The 22,655-nt window shown below is 41.1% G+C and carries 20 protein-coding genes, 1 tRNA gene, 2 pseudogenes and 1 riboswitch; of the genes and pseudogenes, 10 read left to right on the forward strand and 13 right to left on the reverse strand.

What is annotated here, in order from left to right:
- The first annotated feature begins 560 nt into the window (after positions 1 to 560).
- Both VB740_RS09475 and VB740_RS09480 read left to right on the forward strand, forming a co-directional pair.
- Positions 561 to 3,455, forward strand: coding sequence for a glycerol-3-phosphate acyltransferase (locus VB740_RS09475; RefSeq protein WP_323199784.1), 2,895 nt, complete (start codon positions 561 to 563; stop codon positions 3,453 to 3,455).
- Positions 3,452 to 3,799: a cupin domain-containing protein gene (locus VB740_RS09480; RefSeq protein ID WP_190892111.1), complete on the forward strand. Its 348-nt coding sequence runs from the start codon at positions 3,452 to 3,454 to the stop codon at positions 3,797 to 3,799. The genes VB740_RS09475 and VB740_RS09480 overlap by 4 nt, the downstream gene beginning before the upstream one ends.
- A gap of 98 nt (positions 3,800 to 3,897) precedes the next feature.
- Here VB740_RS09480 and VB740_RS09485 read toward each other — a convergent pair whose 3' ends face one another.
- From VB740_RS09485 to cobJ, 6 genes are all read right to left on the reverse strand, one after another.
- Positions 3,898 to 4,254, reverse strand: coding sequence for a hypothetical protein (locus VB740_RS09485; protein WP_323199785.1), 357 nt, complete (start codon positions 4,252 to 4,254; stop codon positions 3,898 to 3,900).
- Positions 4,255 to 4,437: 183 nt separating this feature from the next.
- Positions 4,438 to 4,929, reverse strand: a complete 492-nt coding sequence (locus VB740_RS09490) for a DUF4174 domain-containing protein (protein ID WP_323199786.1) — start codon at positions 4,927 to 4,929, stop codon at positions 4,438 to 4,440.
- Positions 4,930 to 5,182: 253 nt separating this feature from the next.
- Entirely contained in the window at positions 5,183 to 5,833 is a 651-nt protein-coding gene (gene folE / locus VB740_RS09495) for a GTP cyclohydrolase I FolE (protein WP_323199787.1), read from the reverse strand.
- A 207-nt stretch (positions 5,834 to 6,040) separates the two neighbouring features.
- Positions 6,041 to 6,235: a hypothetical protein gene (locus VB740_RS09500; RefSeq protein WP_323199788.1), complete on the reverse strand. Its 195-nt coding sequence runs from the start codon at positions 6,233 to 6,235 to the stop codon at positions 6,041 to 6,043.
- A 54-nt stretch (positions 6,236 to 6,289) separates the two neighbouring features.
- Positions 6,290 to 6,472 carry a hypothetical protein gene (locus VB740_RS09505; protein WP_323199789.1) on the reverse strand — a complete coding sequence of 61 codons (183 nt, stop codon included), beginning with the start codon at positions 6,470 to 6,472 and terminating at the stop codon, positions 6,290 to 6,292.
- A gap of 156 nt (positions 6,473 to 6,628) precedes the next feature.
- Positions 6,629 to 8,353: a precorrin-3B C(17)-methyltransferase gene (gene cobJ / locus VB740_RS09510; RefSeq protein ID WP_323199790.1), complete on the reverse strand. Its 1,725-nt coding sequence runs from the start codon at positions 8,351 to 8,353 to the stop codon at positions 6,629 to 6,631.
- 268 nt (positions 8,354 to 8,621) lie between these two features.
- Between cobJ and VB740_RS09515 the strand changes: the two genes are divergently transcribed.
- Positions 8,622 to 8,870, forward strand: coding sequence for a helix-turn-helix domain-containing protein (locus VB740_RS09515; RefSeq protein WP_190892129.1), 249 nt, complete (start codon positions 8,622 to 8,624; stop codon positions 8,868 to 8,870).
- A 44-nt stretch (positions 8,871 to 8,914) separates the two neighbouring features.
- On the forward strand, positions 8,915 to 9,541 hold the full coding sequence (locus tag VB740_RS09520; protein ID WP_323199799.1) for a BglII/BstYI family type II restriction endonuclease: 627 nt from the start codon (positions 8,915 to 8,917) through the stop codon (positions 9,539 to 9,541).
- An 11-nt stretch (positions 9,542 to 9,552) separates the two neighbouring features.
- On the opposite strand, the gene VB740_RS09525 is transcribed toward VB740_RS09520, so the two are convergent.
- The 3 genes from VB740_RS09525 to VB740_RS09535 form a co-directional block, all read right to left on the reverse strand.
- Positions 9,553 to 10,662, reverse strand: a complete 1,110-nt coding sequence (locus VB740_RS09525) for a DNA-methyltransferase (protein WP_323199791.1) — start codon at positions 10,660 to 10,662, stop codon at positions 9,553 to 9,555.
- A gap of 195 nt (positions 10,663 to 10,857) precedes the next feature.
- On the reverse strand, positions 10,858 to 11,247 hold the full coding sequence (locus VB740_RS09530) for a hypothetical protein (RefSeq protein ID WP_190892131.1): 390 nt from the start codon (positions 11,245 to 11,247) through the stop codon (positions 10,858 to 10,860).
- 40 nt (positions 11,248 to 11,287) lie between these two features.
- Positions 11,288 to 12,787 (reverse strand): acyl--CoA ligase, encoded by a 1,500-nt coding sequence (locus VB740_RS09535; protein WP_323199792.1) that lies wholly within the window; start codon positions 12,785 to 12,787, stop codon positions 11,288 to 11,290.
- Positions 12,788 to 13,538: 751 nt separating this feature from the next.
- Between VB740_RS09535 and VB740_RS09540 the strand changes: the two genes are divergently transcribed.
- The 3 genes from VB740_RS09540 to VB740_RS09550 all read left to right on the forward strand — a co-directional run bounded on the left by VB740_RS09540 (position 13,539) and on the right by VB740_RS09550 (position 17,491).
- A complete protein-coding gene (locus tag VB740_RS09540) occupies positions 13,539 to 14,612 on the forward strand; it encodes a glycosyltransferase family 4 protein (protein WP_323199793.1) in 1,074 nt (357 codons plus the stop codon).
- 12 nt (positions 14,613 to 14,624) lie between these two features.
- Positions 14,625 to 15,398 carry a WecB/TagA/CpsF family glycosyltransferase gene (locus VB740_RS09545; protein WP_323199794.1) on the forward strand — a complete coding sequence of 258 codons (774 nt, stop codon included), beginning with the start codon at positions 14,625 to 14,627 and terminating at the stop codon, positions 15,396 to 15,398.
- A 950-nt stretch (positions 15,399 to 16,348) separates the two neighbouring features.
- A complete protein-coding gene (locus tag VB740_RS09550; protein WP_323199795.1) occupies positions 16,349 to 17,491 on the forward strand; it encodes a BMP family ABC transporter substrate-binding protein in 1,143 nt (380 codons plus the stop codon).
- A 39-nt stretch (positions 17,492 to 17,530) separates the two neighbouring features.
- On the opposite strand, the gene VB740_RS09555 is transcribed toward VB740_RS09550, so the two are convergent.
- Complete coding sequence (locus VB740_RS09555; RefSeq protein ID WP_323199796.1) at positions 17,531 to 18,274, reverse strand: cobalt-precorrin-6A reductase; 744 nt, start codon at positions 18,272 to 18,274, stop codon at positions 17,531 to 17,533.
- A 3-nt stretch (positions 18,275 to 18,277) separates the two neighbouring features.
- Positions 18,278 to 18,694: a DUF1636 family protein gene (locus tag VB740_RS09560; RefSeq protein WP_323199800.1), complete on the reverse strand. Its 417-nt coding sequence runs from the start codon at positions 18,692 to 18,694 to the stop codon at positions 18,278 to 18,280.
- 21 nt (positions 18,695 to 18,715) lie between these two features.
- A riboswitch (cobalamin riboswitch) is annotated at positions 18,716 to 18,880 on the reverse strand.
- A gap of 100 nt (positions 18,881 to 18,980) precedes the next feature.
- On the opposite strand from VB740_RS09560, the gene VB740_RS09565 reads away from it, so the two are divergent.
- Positions 18,981 to 19,054 (forward strand) — tRNA-Val (locus VB740_RS09565).
- A gap of 118 nt (positions 19,055 to 19,172) precedes the next feature.
- Here VB740_RS09565 and VB740_RS09570 read toward each other — a convergent pair.
- Positions 19,173 to 19,337 carry a hypothetical protein gene (locus VB740_RS09570; protein WP_323199797.1) on the reverse strand — a complete coding sequence of 55 codons (165 nt, stop codon included), beginning with the start codon at positions 19,335 to 19,337 and terminating at the stop codon, positions 19,173 to 19,175.
- Positions 19,338 to 19,502: 165 nt separating this feature from the next.
- On the opposite strand from VB740_RS09570, the pseudogene VB740_RS09575 reads away from it, so the two are divergent.
- Positions 19,503 to 20,132: pseudogene (locus VB740_RS09575) on the forward strand (transposase); the annotation flags it as partial.
- A gap of 271 nt (positions 20,133 to 20,403) precedes the next feature.
- Here the strand turns inward: VB740_RS09575 and VB740_RS09580 are convergent.
- A complete protein-coding gene (locus tag VB740_RS09580; protein WP_323199798.1) occupies positions 20,404 to 21,630 on the reverse strand; it encodes a tyrosine-type recombinase/integrase in 1,227 nt (408 codons plus the stop codon).
- 419 nt (positions 21,631 to 22,049) lie between these two features.
- On the opposite strand from VB740_RS09580, the pseudogene VB740_RS09585 reads away from it, so the two are divergent.
- Positions 22,050 to 22,655 (forward strand): annotated as a pseudogene (locus VB740_RS09585) (hypothetical protein); the annotation flags it as partial.

Here is a 22,655-nt window from a genome sequence, read left to right on the forward strand (position 1 = left end):
CCTTTACCCTTTCCCCTTTAACCTTTTCCCCTGTCCCTCATCTCCCCCTGCTCCCTCTGCCTCCCCACTACCACATTTGTATAAATACAACTAATACCTCCAAAGAAGTAAGCAATTGTGGTGATGGAAAAATTGCCAAGCGGAAACAAAATAATATGAGGAATTTAACATCATCCGTAAATAGAGGGACTACAATCAAAACGGACAAATGTTTCATGCTCCAACAAAAGAGGATTACAAAGCTATGTCCGACTTAAATCGCGGAATTATGAAATTTGAGGGTGCAGATTCCCCAAAAGTAGTCACCATCTCTACCGTGTTGCTTCTGGGATCGATCGCTGCTCTGATAATCTGGGCGCTGCAAGCGGCCTATGCGCTAAACTAAAACCATTAGTAACCTAGAAGGGCACTGGCAAAAACGGTTTCCGTCGTAGCCAAGTGTCCATTCAGTAGCTAGTAAATAAAAACGCCTTAACAACTATTAAAAATTTCAGAAAAACTTTAGATTTTAGATTTAAGGTTTTAGATGAAAAATTTAAATCTAAAATCCAAAATCCAAAATGTTTGAACCTTGGGGTGTCTTAGTTATTTTAATTGCCTGCCCCCTCTTGGGCGGATTACCCCTGATTGCATGGATTACTTACGCGCTAACGCGCAAGCAGTTATCACAAGTTGGTACAAAAAACATCAGTGTATCAGCTGCGTTTTATCATGGTGGTAAGTTTGTCGGAATTCTGGCAGTCTTGTCAGAAGCTTTGAAAGGAGTTGCAGCAGTCTTACTCAGCCGCATTTTCTTCCCCAATGGATCGTCTTGGGAATTGATTGCCCTCATCGCTCTGGTAATAGGTAGATACTGGATAGCCAGAGGGGCAGGTACAACAAATGTCGTCTGGGGATTTGTCGTACATGATCCTCTTGTAGCAATATTTGTATCTTTCTTTGCAGGCATTGGCTTTACAATTCTGCAATCAAGACAAGTAGTCAAATTTGGGGTTTTGGTTCTCTTTCCTCTGTTTGTGATAATTCTGCATATTAGCGATTACCCCAGAATGCTTGCTGCTATAGCCTTAGCTGGTTTAATGGGCTGGATTTATACTAAAATTCCTGATGATATGAATCTGCCAGCCCAAGAGGCACAAACAGAATCGCAAGCGATGTTGGAGTTTTTACGCGGCGACCGCACGATGGTTTCTTTAGATGAAGAGTTGGATGCTGCCATTGTCGGAGAAAAGGCGGCTACGTTATCTCAAATTAAGCGTTGGGGCTATCCAGTCCCAAAGGGGTGGGTACTCGCCCCAGTTGACGATCCTAATCTGTTGACAGAATTTCTCCAGCCATCAGAATTGTCTCCTTTGGTGGTGCGTTCTTCTGCCATTGGAGAAGACTCAGAACAAGCTTCCGCCGCTGGGCAGTATGAAACAGTTTTAAATGTTACCAGCCCAGAGTCCTTGCAGTCAGCGATCGCTCAAGTTCAAGCTTCCTACAATCATCCATCTGCCGTGCAATATCGGCGCGATCGCGGTTTGAATAACTCAGCAATGGCTGTGTTGATTCAACAACAAGTCCAAAGTGTCTATTCTGGCGTCGCTTTCAGCCGTGATCCCATTACCCAGCAAGGTGATGCAATCATTATTGAAGCCCTTCCAGGCAGCCCGACACAAGTCGTTTCGGGAAAAGTTACACCAGAACAATATCGCGCTTTTGTCGTTGAAGGAGAAAATTCCTCCTCTGTGCAATTAGAGGGTCAAGGACGAGTCCCACAAGCATTAATTAAACAAGTTGCATACTTAGCTTATCGACTCGAAAAACGTTATCATGGCACTCCCCAAGATATCGAATGGAGTTATGACGGTCAAACGCTGTGGGTGTTGCAATCTCGACCGATCACCACTCTGTTGCCTATCTGGACACGCAAAATCGCCGCCGAAGTTATTCCTGGAGTAATTCACCCCTTAACATGGTCGATTAATCGTCCCTTAACTTGTGGAGTTTGGGGAGAATTTTTTACTCTCGTTTTGGGCGATCGCGCCTTGGGGTTAAACTTTACTGAAACAGCAACTCTGCATTACTCAAGAGCTTATTTTAATGCATCCCTCTTAGGGAATATCTTTCTGCGTATGGGATTGCCGCCGGAAAGTCTGGAATTTTTAACTAGAGGAGCTAAATTAAGTAAACCATCCTTGCAATCAACCTGGGAAAATTTACCAGGACTAGGAAGGTTGCTGAAGCGGGAATTAAATTTAGAAAAAGACTTCAAGGAAGATTATCACAAACGGTTCATTCCTGGTTTGTCGGAGTTGGCGCAGTCAGATATAGATAATTTGGAACCAGCCAAGCTGTTGGCAAGAATTGACTTGATCCTGGATTTGCTACGCCACGGGACATATTACAGCATTTTAGCTCCCTTAAGCGCTGCCCTGCGGCAGGCGATTTTTCGGGTGAAGGATGGGCAAATTGATAATAGCGTTACTCCAGAGGTGGCGGCATTGCGATCGCTGAGTGCAATAGCAACAGATGCCAAGCAAGTATTGCTTGAATTTGAACCACAGCAAGTATTTGAGCAATTAAAGCAAACCCCAGAGGGAGAAAAGATCCTGCAAGAATTTGACGAATTGCTTCAGGATTACGGCTATTTAAGTGAAGTGGGAACTGATATTTCCGTTCCCACCTGGCGGGAAAATCCCCAGATGATTCGGCAGATGTTTGTGCAGTTAATGCAGGGGAACGAACCACAATCAGGCGCTAAAGACGCGATTAATAGCATCTTTGCTGGTAAGCGCAAACGCTCTTTTGTGCAACGGCGTGTGGATATCAAAGGACGAGTTACCGAAGTTTATTCCCGGCTTTTGGCTGAATTGCGTTGGAGTTTTATAGCTTTAGAGAAAATTTGGTTAAAGTCCGGCTTACTCCAGAAAACAGGAGATATCTTTTTTCTAGAGTTTGATGAAGTGCGGCGTTTAGTGGTGGGTGACGATTCTAACTTAATTGAGGAGTTAGATGAGTTAGTGGAATCGAGGCGATCGCAATTCGTCCAAGATAGCGAGATCATTCAAGTACCCCTTTTAGTTTATGGCAATACACCCCCTCACCCCTTAGCTCCCTCTGAACTCTACTCTGACCAATTCTTACAAGGGATTGGAGCCAGTCAGGGGCAAGCTGAAGGCAGGGTGAAGGTGTTGCGAAATTTACAAGATGTGCCGGAGATTGACCGAGATACGATTCTGGTAGTGCCTTATACAGATTCCGGCTGGGCCCCTTTGCTATTAAGGGCTGGAGGATTAATTGCCGAAGTTGGGGGACGGCTTTCTCACGGTGCGATCGTTGCTCGTGAGTATGGGATTCCCGCAGTTATGGATGTTCGAGGCGCTACATGGATACTGCAAGATGGTCAACGGGTAAGGATTGATGGCTCTAGGGGTATTGTGGAATTATCTAACGATTTAAGACCCGAATGATTACCACTTCCCTGAAAAACTTGCCAGAAGAATCTGTTTCTCACAATGCCGAAATCAAGAAAAAGGTGATGCTACGCTTCGGCGATTTGCCTCACCTGACTAACTTTTCTCAAGCACGTTTTGCTCCTGGACAAACCGCACCAGCACACGCGCATCAAGATATGTGCGAAGTATTCTTTGTGGAAGCTGGTTCAGGAGTAATTCACATTGATGGTACAGAATACCCCCTGCTTCCAGGGAACTGCGTAGCGATAGAACCGGGAGAAGTACATGAAGTTGTCAATAGTGGCTCAACTGAGCTTGTTTTGACCTACTTTGGTTTGCGAGTGGAAAAATCAGCGTAATTATTTTGAATCCAAGATACAGTGAGGGCACAACATTGTTATACCCTCACAAAAGTTTGCTGAATGTTGCTTATAAACAAAGATAAATTTGCAAAATCCTAATATACCAGGGGTGTTACGCCGCGCATCTTACGTAAAGAATTTATACAAGCAGGACAATCGCAGTTAAATAAGTTGACTGCCACATCGCTTTCCTCGACATTGAATTCTAGCATGGGAGAATCTTCTTGAGAAAACTCTATTTCGCGCTGATAGTTAGGAATTTGAGCCAATACGGAAGCCCTTGCACATACTAAACCCACTTTATGTTTATTGCGTATACAAGATAGACGGTCTGTGGTACTGGCTGCTGGTTCTGGCTCCATAGCTTGGGCGTGATTGAGCATTACTCCCATAGAGAGAATAGAGCTAATCAGCACAGGAGAAGAAAGTAAACTCAGTATGAATTTGTTCATTGGTTTTCTTAGAAAACAATCTCGATTGCTCAGATTATCCGATTAAATCTTACAGCGCAAGTCAACGTTTATCAGGAATATCCCAGTTGTATCATCGGGTGTCTTCTCCCTTGCTTTATGAGAAGACCGCGCCCGCTCCCTGAATCGCCTTCACCCGTCATTTTTGGGTTGGTTGAGTACTAATTACTTTCTATCTCGCTCTTGCATTTCTTGCTGACGCATGGGCATAGCATCAATTTCCTCAAAAATTGCTGTTGCCTGCACTGGTGTAGCATCACTGCGCTTAACCCCACCATCTTTGCCCACCAAAATCACCCGAAAATTTTCTTTGCCAACCCCAAAGTACTCGCGCAACTTAGCAGCAGAAGACTCATCTATTGGCTGTCTATTGGCATAGCTTTCATCTGTTGCCAAAACCTGAACGAGAACTAAATCCCGATCTGCAAAACCGTTATTCTGCTCTTGCAATAGTTGCATTTGCTGCTGATAGGTATGGTTATCAACAGACGGTGCGAAGACTAGTAGCACGCGGTTTTTCCATTTTTGGGAACTGAGGTTAAATGAAGACATTTTGATGGCATGTTCGGTTGAACTTTGGAGAATATCAGCTTTGCTAACTGGCGACAGGACTATATATGGTAATAGCAGAAGGACGATTAATGCTAAATTATTCACAATGGGTTGTTATCTATTTTATATGCTTTCAAGCTATCATTAGTTTCCTCACTTTTCTTCTACCTGTTGATGGTTTGTCTTAGTATTAGGTAAGTCGTCGAAAATTATTCAAACTATAGCGGGCTGACGGTTTATCAAAATCTAGCCTGAAAACCTCAAAACTGTTTGCCCCTCAAAATCCAAACAGTTTTGAGGGGCAAACACCAGTTGAAAAACTAGTGATAGTGAAATCTCTACATTTACCCAAAGCTATTTAATGAAAATTAGAATTGTGCCGGATCAAATTCATAAACTCCTCACGAGTCCGCACATCTTCTGCAAAAACACCGCGCATTGCACTAGTAACAGTCCAAGAACCAGGTTTCTGCACACCGCGCATTACCATACACATATGGGTTGCTTCTATTACCACTGCAACCCCTTGGGGTTTGAGTAATCCTTGTAAGGCGTCAGCAATTTGCACGGTCAGACGTTCTTGAACTTGTAAACGTCGTGCATACATTTCGCAAATACGGGCAATCTTAGATAATCCTATTACTTTGCCATTAGGAATGTAAGCAACATGAGCACGACCAATAATTGGCAGAATGTGATGTTCACAGGAACTGAAAATATCGATGTCCCGGACCAATACCATTTCATTGGCATCTTCTGTAAATACTGCTCCGTTTAGCAGTTCATCCAAAGATTCATGATATCCTTTTGTGAGAAACTTTAAGGCTTTCATCACCCTTTTCGGAGTATCTTTTAGCCCTTCGCGGTCTGGATCTTCACCTAATCCAATCAGCAAAGTACGCACAGCCTGCATCATTTCAGCTTCTGTTACAGTTTGCTGTTGCCCAGTTGCTAAAGATGACAGTACCTGATCGGCAGAAGTTAGATCGGGACGAATCGATAGAGTCATTTTGTGAGTTCTGTGGGAATGTTTGGTAAATTATCTTGTTGTCAAATGTCAGTTGCGATCGACTCCTGACTCGTAACCAAGTGTAACATAACTTTACACTTCTTAATTATGTCAAACATTTTCTCAGTTTAAGACAACCTCAAATTCATCGTGCATTTATGCAACGCCAAAGCCAAAAGTATTGAAACAAAAGGGCGGGACGTGTGCTTAGTTCTTTGCTAACTCCCTAACCTCAAGTAGTTCTCGCTTTAAAAGCAGCGTCCCTAATTCTTTGCGTCGGCCCTTTGAGTCAATGAACGCAAACCGAGCCTGCGCTGCATATTGGCAAGGATGACTGTAGCGCAGTTGCACCCCACGAAACTCGTAAAGCTTTCCTCTGATGAGTTTTTTTGGCTCAACCATGTATAGTACCTTCCTTTTGTTGAGTGATTTGTTTTACTTCATCAATCGCTTCAATCAATTCTCCCAAAGCATGAAAAGCATCTCCAATGTAGAGATAATTCGTAGTTGAGAAATAAACAGAGGATTGAATTCGTCGATAATTGTGACTACTTGAATAAGCTGTAGGGTACATTCTTGTAGAATCGCCCGAATCTCTGATGATGTTGTCTCAATTTCTCTTCTTATTCTCCTGATCATTTATAAAAATAATCTCTGCTGATAGTAAGACTTGCTCCCAGCCAGGAAATACCCAAAAAGGCGGAAAAAGTTGCCAGCATAATTCCCAATGCGGTTCATTTAAGCCTGGATTTCCCCATGCTTCCCCAGTTCTATCCGCTGACAGCGTTTATCTGCCTATTTTTCGGTATAGCGACGCGGCGTATAAACCCAAATATTACCATCGCTGCGCTTGATGGTTCGAGTTTTTGTAGAACCAACGAGAATAATTGTCCGCATATCAGCGCTTGCTGGTGCTAAATGGTCAAGTGCGATCACTTTCACCGTTTGTCCTGGGCGACCGAGATTCCTGGCCAACACCACTGGTGTATCCGGTGTTCTATGTCGCAGCAAAATATTTCTCGCTTCTGCCAGTTGCCAGGTACGCTCTTTGGAAACAGGATTGTAGAAAGCAATTACAAAGTCAGCCTCAGCAGCAGCAGTAATTCGTTGCTCGATCGCAGACCAAGGTTTCAAGATATCAGACAGGGAAATAGCACAGAAGTCATGCCCAAGGGGTGCACCAATGGCTGCTGCTGCTGCTTGCATGGCTGAGATGCCTGGTGCTACATGAATATCGATAGTGTCCCATTCGGGTTTGGCATAGCGATCGCATACTTCAAAAACCGCTGTTGCCATTGCATAGATACCAGGGTCGCCAGATGAAACTACAGCGACATATCGCCCAGTTGCTGCCAAATCAAGGGCCATTTTTGCCCGTGCTTCTTCTTCGCGGTTGTCGGACTCATGCCGTTGCTTGCTATCAGCCAGAGAACCGATTAAATCTAAATAAGTTTTATAACCTACTAGGTCAGTTGCCGACTTGAGTATCTCTTTCACTTCAGGAGACATCCATTGCGATCCACCAGGGCCCGTGCCAATAATCGCTAACCGTCCGCGTGGTTGACCGATGGTATTGGGGTCAATTGGTTGAGGGGCAATAGCGATCGCTATGTGGGGAGATGAGGAAGATAAGGGGGATGTACCTGTGGCTGCGATCGCTGCTGCTTGGGCGGGGCTATAACCTTGTGATAACAGACTTTCTAGCTTATTTGGGGTAAAAAAGCGGGCAGGCACTCCCAAGGCGCTAGATACGGCGTGGATTGCGGGATTGGCTGCGGCGGTGATGGGTGCAAATATCCCGGCGACTGATGCTTTTTCTAGTTTGGCATCAGCTAGTAGCTGTTGTACTAAAGCTACTGCATCATCAATGATGTCACTAATTGCGATCGCGATCGTTGCTGGGTGGTAGACGAGGCAGTTGGCTGTAGGAGTCACCAAACGTTCCGTAACTTGAATGGTCAAATCTCCCTGTGGATCTATGGGCAGTTTACTATTGCTTAACCAAGGCGCTATTCCTTCTAACTTGACTTGTGCCCCGGCTAGCAAGTCTGAGATAAATTTCTTCGCATCCTCTGGGTTGGCTAAATGGTATCCAGGGGGAGGAGATAACAGCGTTGTACCCAAACGTAAATCGCCTGTGGTCGTAATTGCAGGTTTGACATCAAGGGCTTCGGCAATGCGACGGGCCAAATCGTTTACCCCACCAAGTCCGCCCAAGAGCGGGACAACAGCACTACCATCTTCAGCCACAGCTAGCACTGGTGGCTCCTGTTGTTTATCCGAAAGTACCGGAGCTAACGTCCTAATTAAAATGCCAGCGGCACAAATGCCAATTAGCGGCGTTCCTTGGGCAAATAACTCGCGCAACGTCTCGCCAAAGTTAGTAAAGCTGACATCAACTCCAGATGTGCGATCGGCTAGACCGTATAGTGTCGCCCCTGGTAGGACTGTGATTATTTTGCGTGCTACTGTCACGCTATTTTGACCTAGTACTACAATGGCGGGTGCAACGTTCATCATAAGTAGATATCTTGCAAAAAAATTTGATATCTTTCAAATGAAACCACAGATTTAGATACACAGCGACTTCCCGTTTACGAGTTTGGGGGATTTCAGAGTGCGATGTCTACGGCGGGCTATGCCTACGCATGTTTTGTCTCCGTAGTAGCTTTCAAAAACCTATTTTGGGTTTATCCCATATTAGGTTTTAGAATTTAACTGAGTTCAGCAATATGTCATAACTCTCATCGAGATCGAATAAACCATCGCCAGAAAAAGGCAAGCTAAAGTGCCTAAATCAGTTTTCAGCGAAGAGTACAATCGGTTTCGCCAGCTACTTATCGAAGCCCGAAAAGCTGCCAAGCTCACTCAAGCAGAGTTGTCGGCAAAGCTAGAGCTTCCGCAATCCTATGTATCAAAGTATGAACGTGGAGAGCGTCGTCTTGACGTGATTGAATTTTTACAAGTTGCCCAAGTTCTTGAAATTGATCCGCTTGCTTTTATCAAAGAACTGTTGAAATACCAAAAGGAGACATAATAATCATTATTCAATATGTTGACTTTAACGCAGCAGATACAATAATTAATACCCAATACCAGAACGAATGGCATGAGATTAGTAATACTCTCACTAGAATGCCTTTGCACATCAAGGCTTCAGATCAAGCTGGAATTCAGGGTAATAAAATATTTGATCCAGTAGGTACGAACGAATATATTAAAGCTGCTTTTATCCATGATGGTTGGCAATCAAATATTTCCATTCCAGCACCTTATAGATTTTTAGGTACAGATGTTGATTTTGCCAAATCTGGTATCATCATTGAAATTCAATTTTCTAACTATGCCTACTTACTCAATAACACTTTGCGTTCAGAATTGTTCTTCAAAGCTAAAACTGAATTTGTTGGATACCAGACTAATTTGGTAATTATAGTAACAAAGGCTCTGATGTTTCCTGCTTCCAACAGCACTCTTTATTACGAGCAAGCTCTTAATCAGTTAAAAGCTTTGACTAAATACCAAGTTTTTGATATACCAATCAGATTGGTTGGATTATTTGAACAACAAAATACAATAGTGCCTATCATCTGGACAGAGTATTCATCTAAAAGATATTCTAGAACTGTGAATACTAGAGTTAGTCGCCAATGCCAAATCATTAGTGGACGTTCAGCCCGTAGTCGTTGTCTATTTAACTTATTGTAAGAATTAATCTATTAACTCCATAATCTCAATTCAATTTGTTCTATTTCTTCTACTTGTTTTACTATTTTATTTTGCAAAGTGGTTTTTTTCCCATTACCATTAAGCTTTGGATCTACTGGAATCTCTTCACCTCTTAGATTAGCTGCAAAAGCAGATTCTTCATAGATTAATCTATCTTCCATTTCCTGCAAATGATACTCTTCTGAATAAATTTTTGCTTTGCTGCGTTCTGAAGCTTTATTTCCTACTTGCACATCAAACTTAAATTTATCAATAGATTGACCAGTTTTTTCAACATAATCACGCAATGTTTTTAAATTTGGAAAGCAACCATTTTTATCTGGATTGCCATTAAGACGACGCAACGCAACTTGATAATATTTTGGTTCAATTTCTGATCCGATAAAATGGCGTTCATAATCTCTCGCAACCACTGCCGCAGTACCAGAACCCATAAATGGATCTAAAACAATATCATTTTTGTTAGTTGTAGCTAATATAATTCGAGCTACCAAGTCTTCTGGAAATTGGCAGGGATGTATAGTTTGTTCTTCATGGTTGTGTTTAACATTCCGAAATAGCCAAATATCACCAGGATTTTTCCCTTCTGGATTGCATGAAAGTTCCCCCTTCCTATTTCCCCGATAATGTTTCTTATTTTGATACTTTTGTGGAACTCTAATAGCATCTAGATTAAATTTATAATTATCAGATTTAGTAAACCAAAGAATAGTTTCATGTCTACAAGAAAACTTTTTCTGGGCATGAAGACCATGTTGCCTAGCCCATATAATTCGGTTGCGAGGAATTAATCTGCATGACTCTAAAATCGGAAAAAAGCGAATATCCAAAGGAATTAGCATTCCTCGGTCAGAAAAAGCACCAACTTGCCAAAATAGCGAACCTGTATTTTTAAGAATTCGGCTACATTCAAGCAAAACGGCTGTTTGCTCTGCCAAATAAATCTCAAGAGCTTGCCTTGATTCGTATTCTTTGCCTAGATTATAAGGTGGAGAAGATACAATTAAGTCAACACATTCATCTGGCAGATTACTAAGCAGTTGTAAACTATCTTCTAAGAGAATCTGGTCTAAGGGTAAATTCTCTCTATTAGTCTTCATTACGATACCTACCTTACAAGTAATACTAGACTTTCGTCATCATAACCTAAAATAGGTTATTAGCCAATTATTGAGAAAAATATCAATAGTAAGTAGAGTACAATACCCTCTTTATTTATTTTAATGATCTACCTTGCTGCCGTAGACATACCTAAAAGCGATCGCCTCTTTAAAGAAATGCGATCGCTTCTTGTTTCAATTAGCTTTACGCTCTTTAAGCACTTGATCTAACAAGTTTCTAGCCGATTGTGCTTTAGTTAACGCTATTTGATGGTCATTATAAGCCCGAACAAGACGAGAAAGACTGCTCACACCTGCCTTGAGTTGCTCAAGTTCTTCACCAGCAACTAGTTCCCCATCAAGCATCCGCCCGATTAACGGTTTGATGTCGCCCACTTCCTGCCGGACTTTTTGCAGTTTTTCTAGGCTACTCAGCAAAGTTTTGAGTGAGTTCAAGATGTCGTCAATATCCTGGACATCCTCCACTGCTTCCGGTAAATCTTCAATTGTCACTGTATCTTCATCTGATATTGTAGGCAATTCCTGTGCAGACATTTCAGTTTTAACCCCGTTTGACCGTGCCATCAAAGCTTCCTTAAGGAATTTTCCTTAGTGTATCGCTGATTCAGGTTATGTTAAGCAATTTCGCCATAGCCAACCGTTGCAGTTTCCCGGTAGCACCACGAGGTAGTTGCTCCAAAATGTGAATTTGTTTAGGAACTTTGAAGTCTGCCAACATGGTTGAACAGTGAGCTAAAAGTTTTTTTTCGCTGACTTCTTCTTTGAGGACAACAGCAGCATGGATATCTTCTCCTAAAGATTTGTGGGGGACGGCAAAGGCCAAGGCTTCGGCGACGGCGGGATGGCGCAGCAAAACATCATCCACTTCTAAAGGAGAAATTTTTTCCCCACCCCGGTTAATCAATTCTTTAATGCGTCCAGTCAAGCGGAGGTAGCCGTCTGCATCTACTGTGCCCTGATCCCCTGTGCGGAACCAACCGTTTACAAAAGCTGTGGCGTTAGCTTCCGGGTTGTTTTCGTAGCCATCTATAACATTGGGTGCTTTTACCACCACTTCGCCCAAGCTTCCCTGAGATAATAAGTTGCCTTCAAAGTCCATAATGCCGACATCCACACCGAAGCCATAACCGACAGTACCTGGTTTCCGCACTTTTGGCGGTAGGGGATTGGTGGTCATTAAGTGAGATGCTTCAGTCATGCTGTAAGATTCCACCACGGGAGCATTGAGAGTTGCCTCTAGCTGTTCAATAATAATTGGGGGCAAGGGAGCGCTACTAGAGCGAATGAAACGAAAGCGATTAGCTTTGACAATTTCTGTGTTGCGGCTAGCGCGGGCCAAAATTGTTTGATGCATGGTTGGCGCTGCGGAGTACCAGGTGGGTTTGTAGATATCTACCAGTTTCCAAAACTCCAGGGCATTAAAACCATTGGGACAAATTAATCTGCCGCCTGATGCGAGAGTTGCCAGTAGACATCCTACCAAACCGTGAATGTGGAACAGGGGCATTAGGCAAAGTGTAGTGTCATCTGCTGTGAGTGAGTAAGCACCAATGATGTTGTGGGCTGAGGCGATTAAGTTGCGATGACGAATCGGCACACGTTTGGGACGGCTGGTGGTGCCGCTAGTGTGGAGAATCATCGCCAGATCATCAACGTTGGGGGCTGCGGGATTCGAGGATTCTGCTGGTTCTGAGCCTGCTTTGATTAATTCAAAGCTCAATGTACCTTCAGCGTTTACCTTGGCGTTAATCAGCATCATGTCTGGTGTGACGGCGGCAATAGCTGCTTTTGGCTCCTCAGACAACGTAATCAATGCTTTTGCTTGGATATCTTCGTAGTAGAAGGCAAATTCTTCTTGTTTGTATTTAGGATTTAAGGGTGCAGCAGTACCACACAGGGCGGCAGCCAAAAAGGTGATAGCCATTGGTGAACCGTTTGTCATAGCAATGGCAATGCGATCGCCCCGTTTCAATCCAAAGCTGTTGAGTTCCGATACCAGTCCAACAACATTCTCGCGCAATTGCTTATAGGTTAGCGATCGCTCCTCAGGCGTAACTAGGGCTAGATGATTGTCTTCCCCTGCTAAAAGCTCAAATAAGTTCATTGGTTTTTCTGGGCTGTAAACAGATGATTTAGTCAGCAGTTTCTCGTAGATTGTCTTGGATCTTGACGCAATACATGATATGGTTTACAGAGTTAAAATGTTAAGATTGTTTAAGTAAATAAGTCTACACGATAAAATCCATGTATGTTTAGTTTTGTAAAAACCGGGGAATCACCAATTTATACGGTATTCGCTGACATTACATTTCTTGCATAGCGTGATTTTTTAACGCCGACTTACTTAAATGTTTAAAAAATTGCAATAGGTCTAATACAACCTCCCTTAAAATCTCTCCCCCATTTGTGAGGGGCTTTGTAAAGTCCCAACCTTATAGGAAAGGAGGGTTATGTTTCTGATATTTTGCTATTACCAATAATACTTTTTAAATATCCTCTATATAACATCTCTTATGGCAGAGTTTTGTTATGGAGGTCATCCTGTAAAATAATAAAATTGTACATTTAAGAAATCTGTATATGCGCGATCGCGCACATCCAGTAATTAGTATTGACTCTCAAAATGCTTTTGCAGTCTGTCTTTCTAATATAAAATATAAAAAAATTAAATTTTATCAATATAGCAGTATACTGAGTTTCAAAAATAGAGTAATAGCAATTATGAGTTCCATAACGATCACTATGTTCGGCGAAAGCTTAAAGCGCCAAGGTAGAAGAGTTTCTGTGGAAAAGCTCATTCTATAAGAAAGTACCTTTGATATTTATTTTCTAAAAAAACACAGAGGTAAATGCCAATGAGGCAACTACAGGTATTAATGCTGGGGGCTAGTTTAGAACAAAATGGAGGAATAGCAACAGTTGAAAAATTGATAATTAACTATAATTCTCCTCAGATAAAAATCCAGCACATAAACACCCATGATGAAGGTTCTATTGCCCACAGAGTAATTATTTTCGTAAAAGCTTTAGCTACATTTTTTTGGAAATTATCCAGTCAGAAAATAGATATTGTACATATTCAAATTTCCGATGGTGGTAGCATTATCCGAAAAGCAATCTGTTGTGTGATTGCCTTTATCTTTAATAAGCCCGTTTTAATGCATACTCATGGTGCTGAATTTCCTCTAACTTACGCTAAATTTCCTCAAGGAGTACAGCAAGTTTTAAGTAAACTATTTCAGCGCTGCCAAGGGTTTATTGTTCTTTCAGAAAGTTGGCAAAATTATTATGTGTTGAATCTAGGATTAAATTCCAAACAAGTTATTATCTTGCCTAACCCGTGTGAATTACCTAAAGATATTCCTGACCGTAAAAATCAGACTCAAATCAGTTTGGTCTTTTGTGGGCGAGTCGGTCAACGCAAAGGGACATTTGATTTGATTGAGGCATTTGCTAACCTGCCGGATCATCAAAAAAAATGTACTCGGCTAATTATAGCAGGAGATGGTGAAATAGAAAAAGCGCAGCAGTTGGCTGCTAATCTCAACCTTTCAGACCAGGTAACTTTTCTGGGTTGGATTAATTCCGAAAAACGGGATGAAATTTTGGCACAAGCAAATGTGTTTATTTTGCCTTCTTACAATGAGGGTCTGCCTGTGGCAATTTTGGAAGCTATGGGTTGGGGTTTACCTATCATTACAACCCCTGTTGGAGGTATTCCTGAATTAGTGATTTCAAATCAAAATGGTCTGCTAGTTCCTCCAGGAAACATTCAACAGTTAACATCAGCAATGGAATTGTTGATTGGGAATGAGGATTTAAGGCTTTCTCTAGGCAGTACTGCTAGGAAAAATGTCGAACCTTTGGATATTAGAAATTACTCCATTCGTTTGGAGGATATCTATTATTCATTATCACAATTTAATTAACTTGAGGTGCTTATGAAAATTAATCTTTGTGGAGTCGAAATCGACAAATACAGTTTTGATGAGGTTGTAGAACGAATTGTTGAACATGCGTCCTCCCAGAGGAAGCCAGAATATGTCGTTACTCCTAATGCGATGCATATTCTGAGCTTACAGAAGGATAGTAAGTTTCAAGATATTTATCGCAAGGCTTTTTTAGTAGTGCCAGATGGGGTGTCACTGCTGTGGGCGGCTAAGTTTTTACAAACTCCTCTTAAAGGTAGAGTTAATGGTACAGATTTGTTCGAGAAACTTTGCGCCATTGCTGCTGAAAAAGGATTGAAGGTCTTTTTATTAGGAGGTCGTCCTGGTGCTGCCGAAAAAGCTAAAGAAACTCTTGTTGCTAGATATCCAAGTTTGCAGATTGTTGGTACTTACTGTCCTCCCTACGGATTTGAGTCTCAGCCAACAGAATTAAATTTAATTAATTCAACAATTAAAGCGGCGGCTCCCCATATTTTATTCGTAGGTTTGGGAGCACCTAAACAAGAAAAATGGATAGCTGCCAATTATTTGAACTTAGGTGTGCCGATTTCTGTAGGTATTGGCGTCAGCTTTGAGTTGGTTAGCAACATGGTGAAAAGATCGCCAGTGCTGTTGCAAAAAACAGGTTTTGAATGGTTATTTCGGCTTTTGGTTGAGCCTAAGCGCTTATGGAAGCGTTATATCCTCGGTAATCCTGTTTTTATTTGGTTGGTAGTCAAACAGTATATAGGACTTTCAAATAAAAGCATATCCCGTCGCTTTTAAGACCAAGGAGCAGGCTTGCCGTGACTTGTACTGAGCGCAGTCGAAGTAGCGTAGTCGAACGGTAGCAAGGCAAATGTATCCAAATTGTCTCTAAACATAAGGTATCCTATAGCAATCCGAATTGATAAGTAAGAAAAGACGTAGATAGAAAGTACATATATGGGTATTTCAGCGATTTTCTTTCTCACGAATGATTTAGGATTGCTATAGAACATTATAGTTTTGTCAGCACTTGTGGTAACCGCATTGCAAGATGCAAAAGTTATGATTTGGAACTTTGACGATACAATACTCAAATACTCTTATGAGATGGCGAACCTCTTAATTCATCCATTTTACAAGGTTTATCGTGAATCTTTTAGATAGAGATAAAACTATGGATGTAAAAATTATAATTAAACGATATTGAGTCGGTTAAAATCATAACTATCTACTTCAACTTGTCACTGCTATCTAAATCTTTCCTCCTTTTAAAAGTATAATTATCAATCGTGGTTTTAGATTGACCAAAATCATTTTTTTATAAAAAAATTACATTAACTACATAAAAATCTGCTTTTACAGAAGTTTTCAGGTATTTAGACCACAATAATTTAGACAATTACTTCAAAAGCGCTGTAAATATAGCAGTTTGCAGTTGAGTTTAGTACAGACCTAATCCCTAACTCCTTCCCTACTAGCGTTGGAGAGTAAGGCTCAAAGCCTCTCTCCTAAAATGAGAGAAGAATGGAAGTAAGGTCAAAACTGTACTGTACCCAATTGAGAACCGCTATATAAGTTTTGTGAAAAAATTGTGATTTTGTATAAGTAAGTATTATTAGGTTTCTTTATCAAGTAAGTTGACCACAGAAATAAAAAGTTAAAATTAAGCAAATAGCTAAATATAAGCCGTATCTACCATTAGCAGTAATCATAAAAATCTTTTTACCAGGTCAACCTATTAATAAAATATGGATCGTCGGAATTTTCTAAAGTATGTCACTTTAGCAGGATCTAGCTTTACCTTAAGTAGTTGTGTTCAAGGCAAAAATTCCAAATTGCAGGGTGAGGTGTCTCCCTTTGCGTCGCCTGTGGCTATAAATGAACCTCTCAAGGTGGGATTTGTGTATGCCGGCCCTGTGGGTGATTTTGGCTGGACTTATGCCCATGATTTAGGTCGCAGAGACATGGAAGCCAATCTTCAAGATAAGGTAAAAACTACCTTTGTGGAAAATGTCAACGAAGGCGCTGATGCCCAAAAGGTGATTCGCCAATTAGCATTAGATGGTAATAAGTTGATTTTTACAACTTCTTTTGCGTACATGAACCCAACAATTAAAGTTGCTAAAGACTTTAGTAATGTTGTCTTTGAAAACTGTACAGGATACAAACGTGCTGCCAATGTCGGCACTTATCTGGGACGCGTTGAAGAACCGCGTTACTTAACCGGCATGATTGCTGGCAAGATGACAAAATCAAATGTAGTTGGTTTTATTGGCGCATATCCAATTCCAGAAGTAATTCGGGGAATCAGTGCATTCACTCAAGGATTAAGGGTGACAAATCCCCAAGCAAAAGTTAAAGTACTTTGGGTACAAAGTTGGTATGATCCAGCTAAAGAAAGAGAAGCGGCTCAAGCTTTGGTCAATTTAGGTGCGGATGTACTGACGCAGCATACCGATTCTGGTGCTGTTGTTCAATTGGCACAGGAGAAAGGCATTTATGCTTTTGGCTACAACACTGATATGAGTAAGTTTGGTCAAAAAGCCCACCTAACATCAACTATTAACAAATGGGGCAAATTCTATACAGATAAAGCCTTGGCTGTAATGAGTAATACTTGGAAATCTCAAGAGGTTTGGGATGGTATTGGTCAAGGAATGGTGGATATTTCCCCGATGAATCAGGTGATTTCGGCGGATGTGCAACAACTGGTGAATGCGAAGCGCGATGAGTTTATTCAGGGTACTGCACATCCTTTTGATGGCCCGGTGAAAGATCAAAAAGGGGTGGTGCGAGTGCCAAAGGGTAAGGTTTTGGATGATCAGAGACAACTGGTGATGGATTGGTATGTTGAGGGAATTGAAGGGTCAATTCCCAAGGGTAAGTCTTAGCACTTCTAAAAGTCTGAGCGGTGGCTTTTGCCTTTTCCACTAGTCGCGCAACTTGTCAAATAGCCATGCCAAAGCACCATCAACATCAGTAACTTGCTCTCCTGGTGGTATAGCTGGACGATTTACCATAACAACCTTTACGCCCAGTTCTCGCGCTGCAATAATTTTGGGTTTTGTTGCATCGCCACCGCTATTTTTACTTACTATGGTATCAATCTTGTTATGAATCAGGATTTGCCTTTCATTATTCAGGGTAAAGGGCCCGCGATCGCACAATATCATTCCCGGTGGCACTAAAGCATCATCACTAGGAGGATCAATCATCCGCATCAAAAACCAAATTTTCTCTAGATGAGCAAAGGCGGCGAGTTCTTGCCTGCCAACTGTTAAAAATACTCGTTGTGCCTGGTTTGCTATAGATGCGGCGGCAGCTTCAACACTGTCAACTTCAATCCAGCGATCGCCACTTACTTTTTCCCAAGGCGGACGGATTAACATCAGACGGGGTACTCCGACTTCAGTTGCAGCATCCGCCGCATTAAAAGAAATCTGAGTAGCAAAAGGATGAGTTGCATCAATTAATAAGTCGATTTGCATCACTCGCAAATAGCTAGCCAATCCAGCCACACCACCGAAGCCTCCAACCCGTAAATCGCCTAACGGTACTGATGGTTCACGAGTCCGCCCAGCTAGAGACGTAATTGCTTCTAACCCTTGGATAGTTGCCACTTTGGCAGCTAGTTCTGCGGCATCTCCTGTACCACCTAGAATCAAAACGCGCATTATTTAAGATAAAGGTGGAATTTTTGCCAAAATGCCTTTTTTTAGCGCTTCTGGACGCTCTGACCAAGGCAGTAAACCATTTGCTTTGGCATAGTATTGACTAGCACATTCTAGTACCGCAGATGCACTACCATCGACAGCTAAATCACCAAATAAATATGTTAATTTGCCTTTAGCAGCAAAGGCAACTACACAGGAACGATTACAAGCACTCATGCATTCAACTTCCTGAATTGGGAATTGATCTCGTAAGTCCCAATCTTGTGCAAGTTGCTGAAGTTGAGATAAAAGTTTTTGACCGCCACTTTCACCTAGGCGTTTTCCATCTTGCCAAACGCTAGCACAAGTTTTGCAAACAAATAAAGTATGGTCAGCAACATCCAAGGGACTAGTCGGGGAAATATTTACAGTAGTAGTCATCTGTACCTCGCAGATATGTGGAACTGATAAATCTATTTCGGCGGGCATCCTGACTTACTCAATTTGGGATTTTAGATTGTATCTCAAATTGGTTTACAGTTGCGGGACAGCGCCGGATTTGCACCGAACTTTCCCCGTTACCTCTGGTAGCTGCTCCCCACCAGAACCGAATAACCTTATCGATCATACACCCTACTCGAATGGGACTTCGCTTATAAGATTGATTTACACTTTTATCTTGCTTTATCAAGAAAGTATGTGTTATTGTTGATAATCGTGTAGTTAAGGACGTATAGCTCAGTTGGTTAGAGCGCTACGTTGACATCGTAGAGGTCACTGGTTCGAATCCAGTTACGTCCATTTGTACAGTGACTAATTATTTGTCTGTGATTTCAACTTTGAGTTTGCCGCAACGGCAAGGCTATGGTTGAAAAAGTTGGCGCAATTAAATTTCCAACTCGACGTAATTCAAGTTTGCCTAAACAGGAACATGATTCTGTGCTTGCTGCAATAATATAGTACGAACTTGTTTGTACATAAGGTATCCTGGCTTTGTCATGAGTTGAGATACACGAGCTTCCGAGGGGTACATACCATCTTGATAAAGCTTTGCACAAATCTGCTGAACTTCTTGACAAGACATCTCTAAGTTTTCTAAACAGGACTTACGCAACTGGCACAGTGCGATCGCTAATTAGTAGTACATACGTATTTAATTAGCGAGAATGTGTTTGATTGGCTTTACTCGAATTAGTAACAATAATCAATGATAAAATTGATAGAAGGTGCATCAAAAAGTTGGTTAGTGATGAGATTTACTAAACTTAATTATTGTCAATACTTACTTAGTAGCCAAATTAACTATACAATGACTAATTTAGCAGAACATTTGGAAAATATTAGTCATGATAAAATAAATTATTATTTAAAGAATGAAAAATTAACTCCTCGTTTACTTTGGGATAATGTCAAAAATTTAATTGTCGCTGACGAGGATGCTTACATTATATTTGATGATACAGTTTTAGATAAAAGATTTTCTGAAGAAATAGAAATAGTCCGAAAGCAGTATAGTGGTAATGAACATGGTGTTGTTAAAGGGATAGGAATAGTAAATTGCATATATGTTAATCCTAAAAATCTCAATTTCTGGGTAATAGATTATCGTATTTTCAATCCAGACAATGATGGTTTAACTAAGATTGACCATGTGAAAAATATGCTGCAAGGGCTTGTATATCAAAAGCTTCTACCTTTCGATACAGTTTTAATGGATACTTGGTATGCAGTCAATAATTTAATGCTTTATATCGATAGTTTAAATAAAGTTTATTATTGTCCTTTAAAGACTAATCGTTTAGTGGATGATAGTTTTGGTAAAGAAAAATATAAAAATATTGAATGTTTAGAATGGAGTAATGAAGATTTAGAATGTGGTAATGCTATGTCTTCTGTGTAGTTTTTGGGCGCTCGGTGCGCTTCGCGCACCATTGCTTGTGCCAGTTGCGTAAGTCCTGTTCTTGTTTAAGCTCGTTTCCTCTTCTTTAGATTTACTTTATAAATAGACCCGTTAGAGGCTATTTACTTTATTAAGTATATTTAGTGTAGGTGGCATACACAAAAAAACCTCTATAATGCTTATTCCTAGAGGTTTTTAATTTACTTAGAGTCTCTACTTGGAGTAATTTCGACTACACTTCTCTATTTACTTAGATGTCTTTCAGTACTCTTTCCTTATCCGGTTGTAGATAATGCTTAATAAGAGTGTCTACACTGTTGCCGCAACTGTTAGCTAATAAACCCAAGTCAGCACCGTTATTAGCTTGAATACTAATAAAAGTATGTCTAGTAGAGTAGGGTTTAAGATAACCGTGTATTAATCCTTGAGTAGCGAGTCTACTAACAACCCCAGGATAACTATAAGCCTTTCCGTCCTCATTTACACGGTTATTATGGTTCCAAGCTACTCTAATCTTAGGTGAGTCATAGTATTTGCCTTTGTTACTAAAAACTAATTCATGATCATTTTCTGTTTTTTCTTTTAAAATTTTTAATAGATTAATTAATCTATTCATGCCTTTCATTTTAAACCATCTAATTACTTCCGTTTTAGTGGTTTTAGTTTTCTTCAATGAATAAGAATAACTTTCACCAAAAATTATCCATCCTGAATCAAATTTAATATCTTTCCATCTAAGTGCGAATGCTTCGCCGTGCCTACATCCAGTAAGAAATAAGAATTCAATTAAATTCGCAACTTCTCTCTCGTGTTTTTTATTTGATTCATAAAATGCATTGATAATTATATCTCTCTCTTCCAAGGTATAAGCCTTGTAATCTTCTTCTTGTAACTGTTGTGATTTTTTAGGCAGTAGATAAGATTCTTTAATCTCGTTAAAATAATCTTGGTTTATTCCTAAGTTATTGTTAATCGCCCACAAGGAAAGAGAAGATAAAGCACCGTACAAAGTTTTTATTAAGTGCTTACCAGTTTTTTTTGCATTCAATGTATTAATAATTAAACTTGCTGTTTCTTCTCCAAATTCTTGATCTAGAAAAGGTGTTAGCAATGTAGTGTAAGTAGTTTGGTATAGTGTCCTATGTGTTGACTCAGCAATTTGTTGTGTTTGTAGCTTCCAAGCGATATATTTACTCCACAATTCTCCTAATGTAGGTAAGGTTTTTGCGGTCGGTAACTGGGTAACTGTAGCCAACATCGGCTTAATATCCAGATATTTAGTTAGGGTTGGGTCGAATAATCCCCCATCTGGATGGTCAATATCAGCTTGTATCCGTCTAGCTATGCCATCAGCCCACTGCTTATTTTCTGATGTATCACTTCTACCTAACCCTTTGTATGCTTGACGTTTACCGTAAAATTCTTGACTTACTCTAGTACTGAACTGAAGACGTAAAGAACCTTTGTCAATTCCCACATTTACGTCAGCTAATCGGTTAGAACCCTTGGTGTTTGGATGTTTTGAGTACATCTAGTAATTGTCTAGTAATTTCTATTGTTTCAGTTCTTGAATAACTGCTTAAATACTAGAATACCTTATGAGTACCATTACACGACTTAGTGTAATCATCTGTCTTTTTTAAGGTCTATCCATATTAAAGTACTAGGTTGTGCTTCAGCGAAAGTCACAGGAACAATTTTCACTCTATTTAGATCAGATTTACCTGAAAACGCCAATATTATTAAGCATAAGTATTGGAATCAAGCAAATACCGTAACTTAACCAATGAGGTCTTGGGTTTAGTTGGCGTATCCTGGAAATGGCATACTGAATCAATGTGCCAGTTAATGCTTGTGTGTACCAGCGAAGTCTGGCAATTAATACAGTGAAAGCAAATGACTAAATCTCCCAATCAAGATATTTTCTCCCCCTCCCCTATCCGCAAGCGTCTGTGGTTGCTGGTTTTGAGCCGGGGTAGCATTGCTTTGGGCGGACTTTTGCTGTTAGGAGTTATCGTCGGTATTTATCGGTTGTGGACTTTTGTCCAAACAGAGTTAACACCCTTGGCACAACAAAGTCTCACGACTACACTCAACCGTCCGGTAAAACTGGGAAGAGTCACACAATTTTCGCTAACGGGAGTGCAGTTTGGGGCTTCAGCTATCCCAGCCACACCCACAGATCCAGATTGGGCCACAGTCGAAGCTGTGGAGGTGGGTTTTGACCCAGTGCAGTTAATTTTTAACCGCCAGCTAAAGCTAGATGTCACCTTAGCCAACCCGGATATTTACATTGACCAGGATGACCAAGGGCGCTGGGTTTCCACGACTATAGCGCCGTCAGGTGAAAGCGGCGCGATTAAAACCGATTTGGATAAACTGCGATTTCGCAATGCCAAGCTGGCGTTGATGCCGCAGGAGAGAGCAGGGGGAGATGAGGGAGATGAGGGAGCAGGGGAAGCAGGGGGAGCAGGGGAAGCAGGGGGAGCAGGGGAAGCAGGG

This window comes from Nostoc sp. UHCC 0251, assembly GCF_034932245.1.
Taxonomy (GTDB): domain Bacteria; phylum Cyanobacteriota; class Cyanobacteriia; order Cyanobacteriales; family Nostocaceae; genus Nostoc.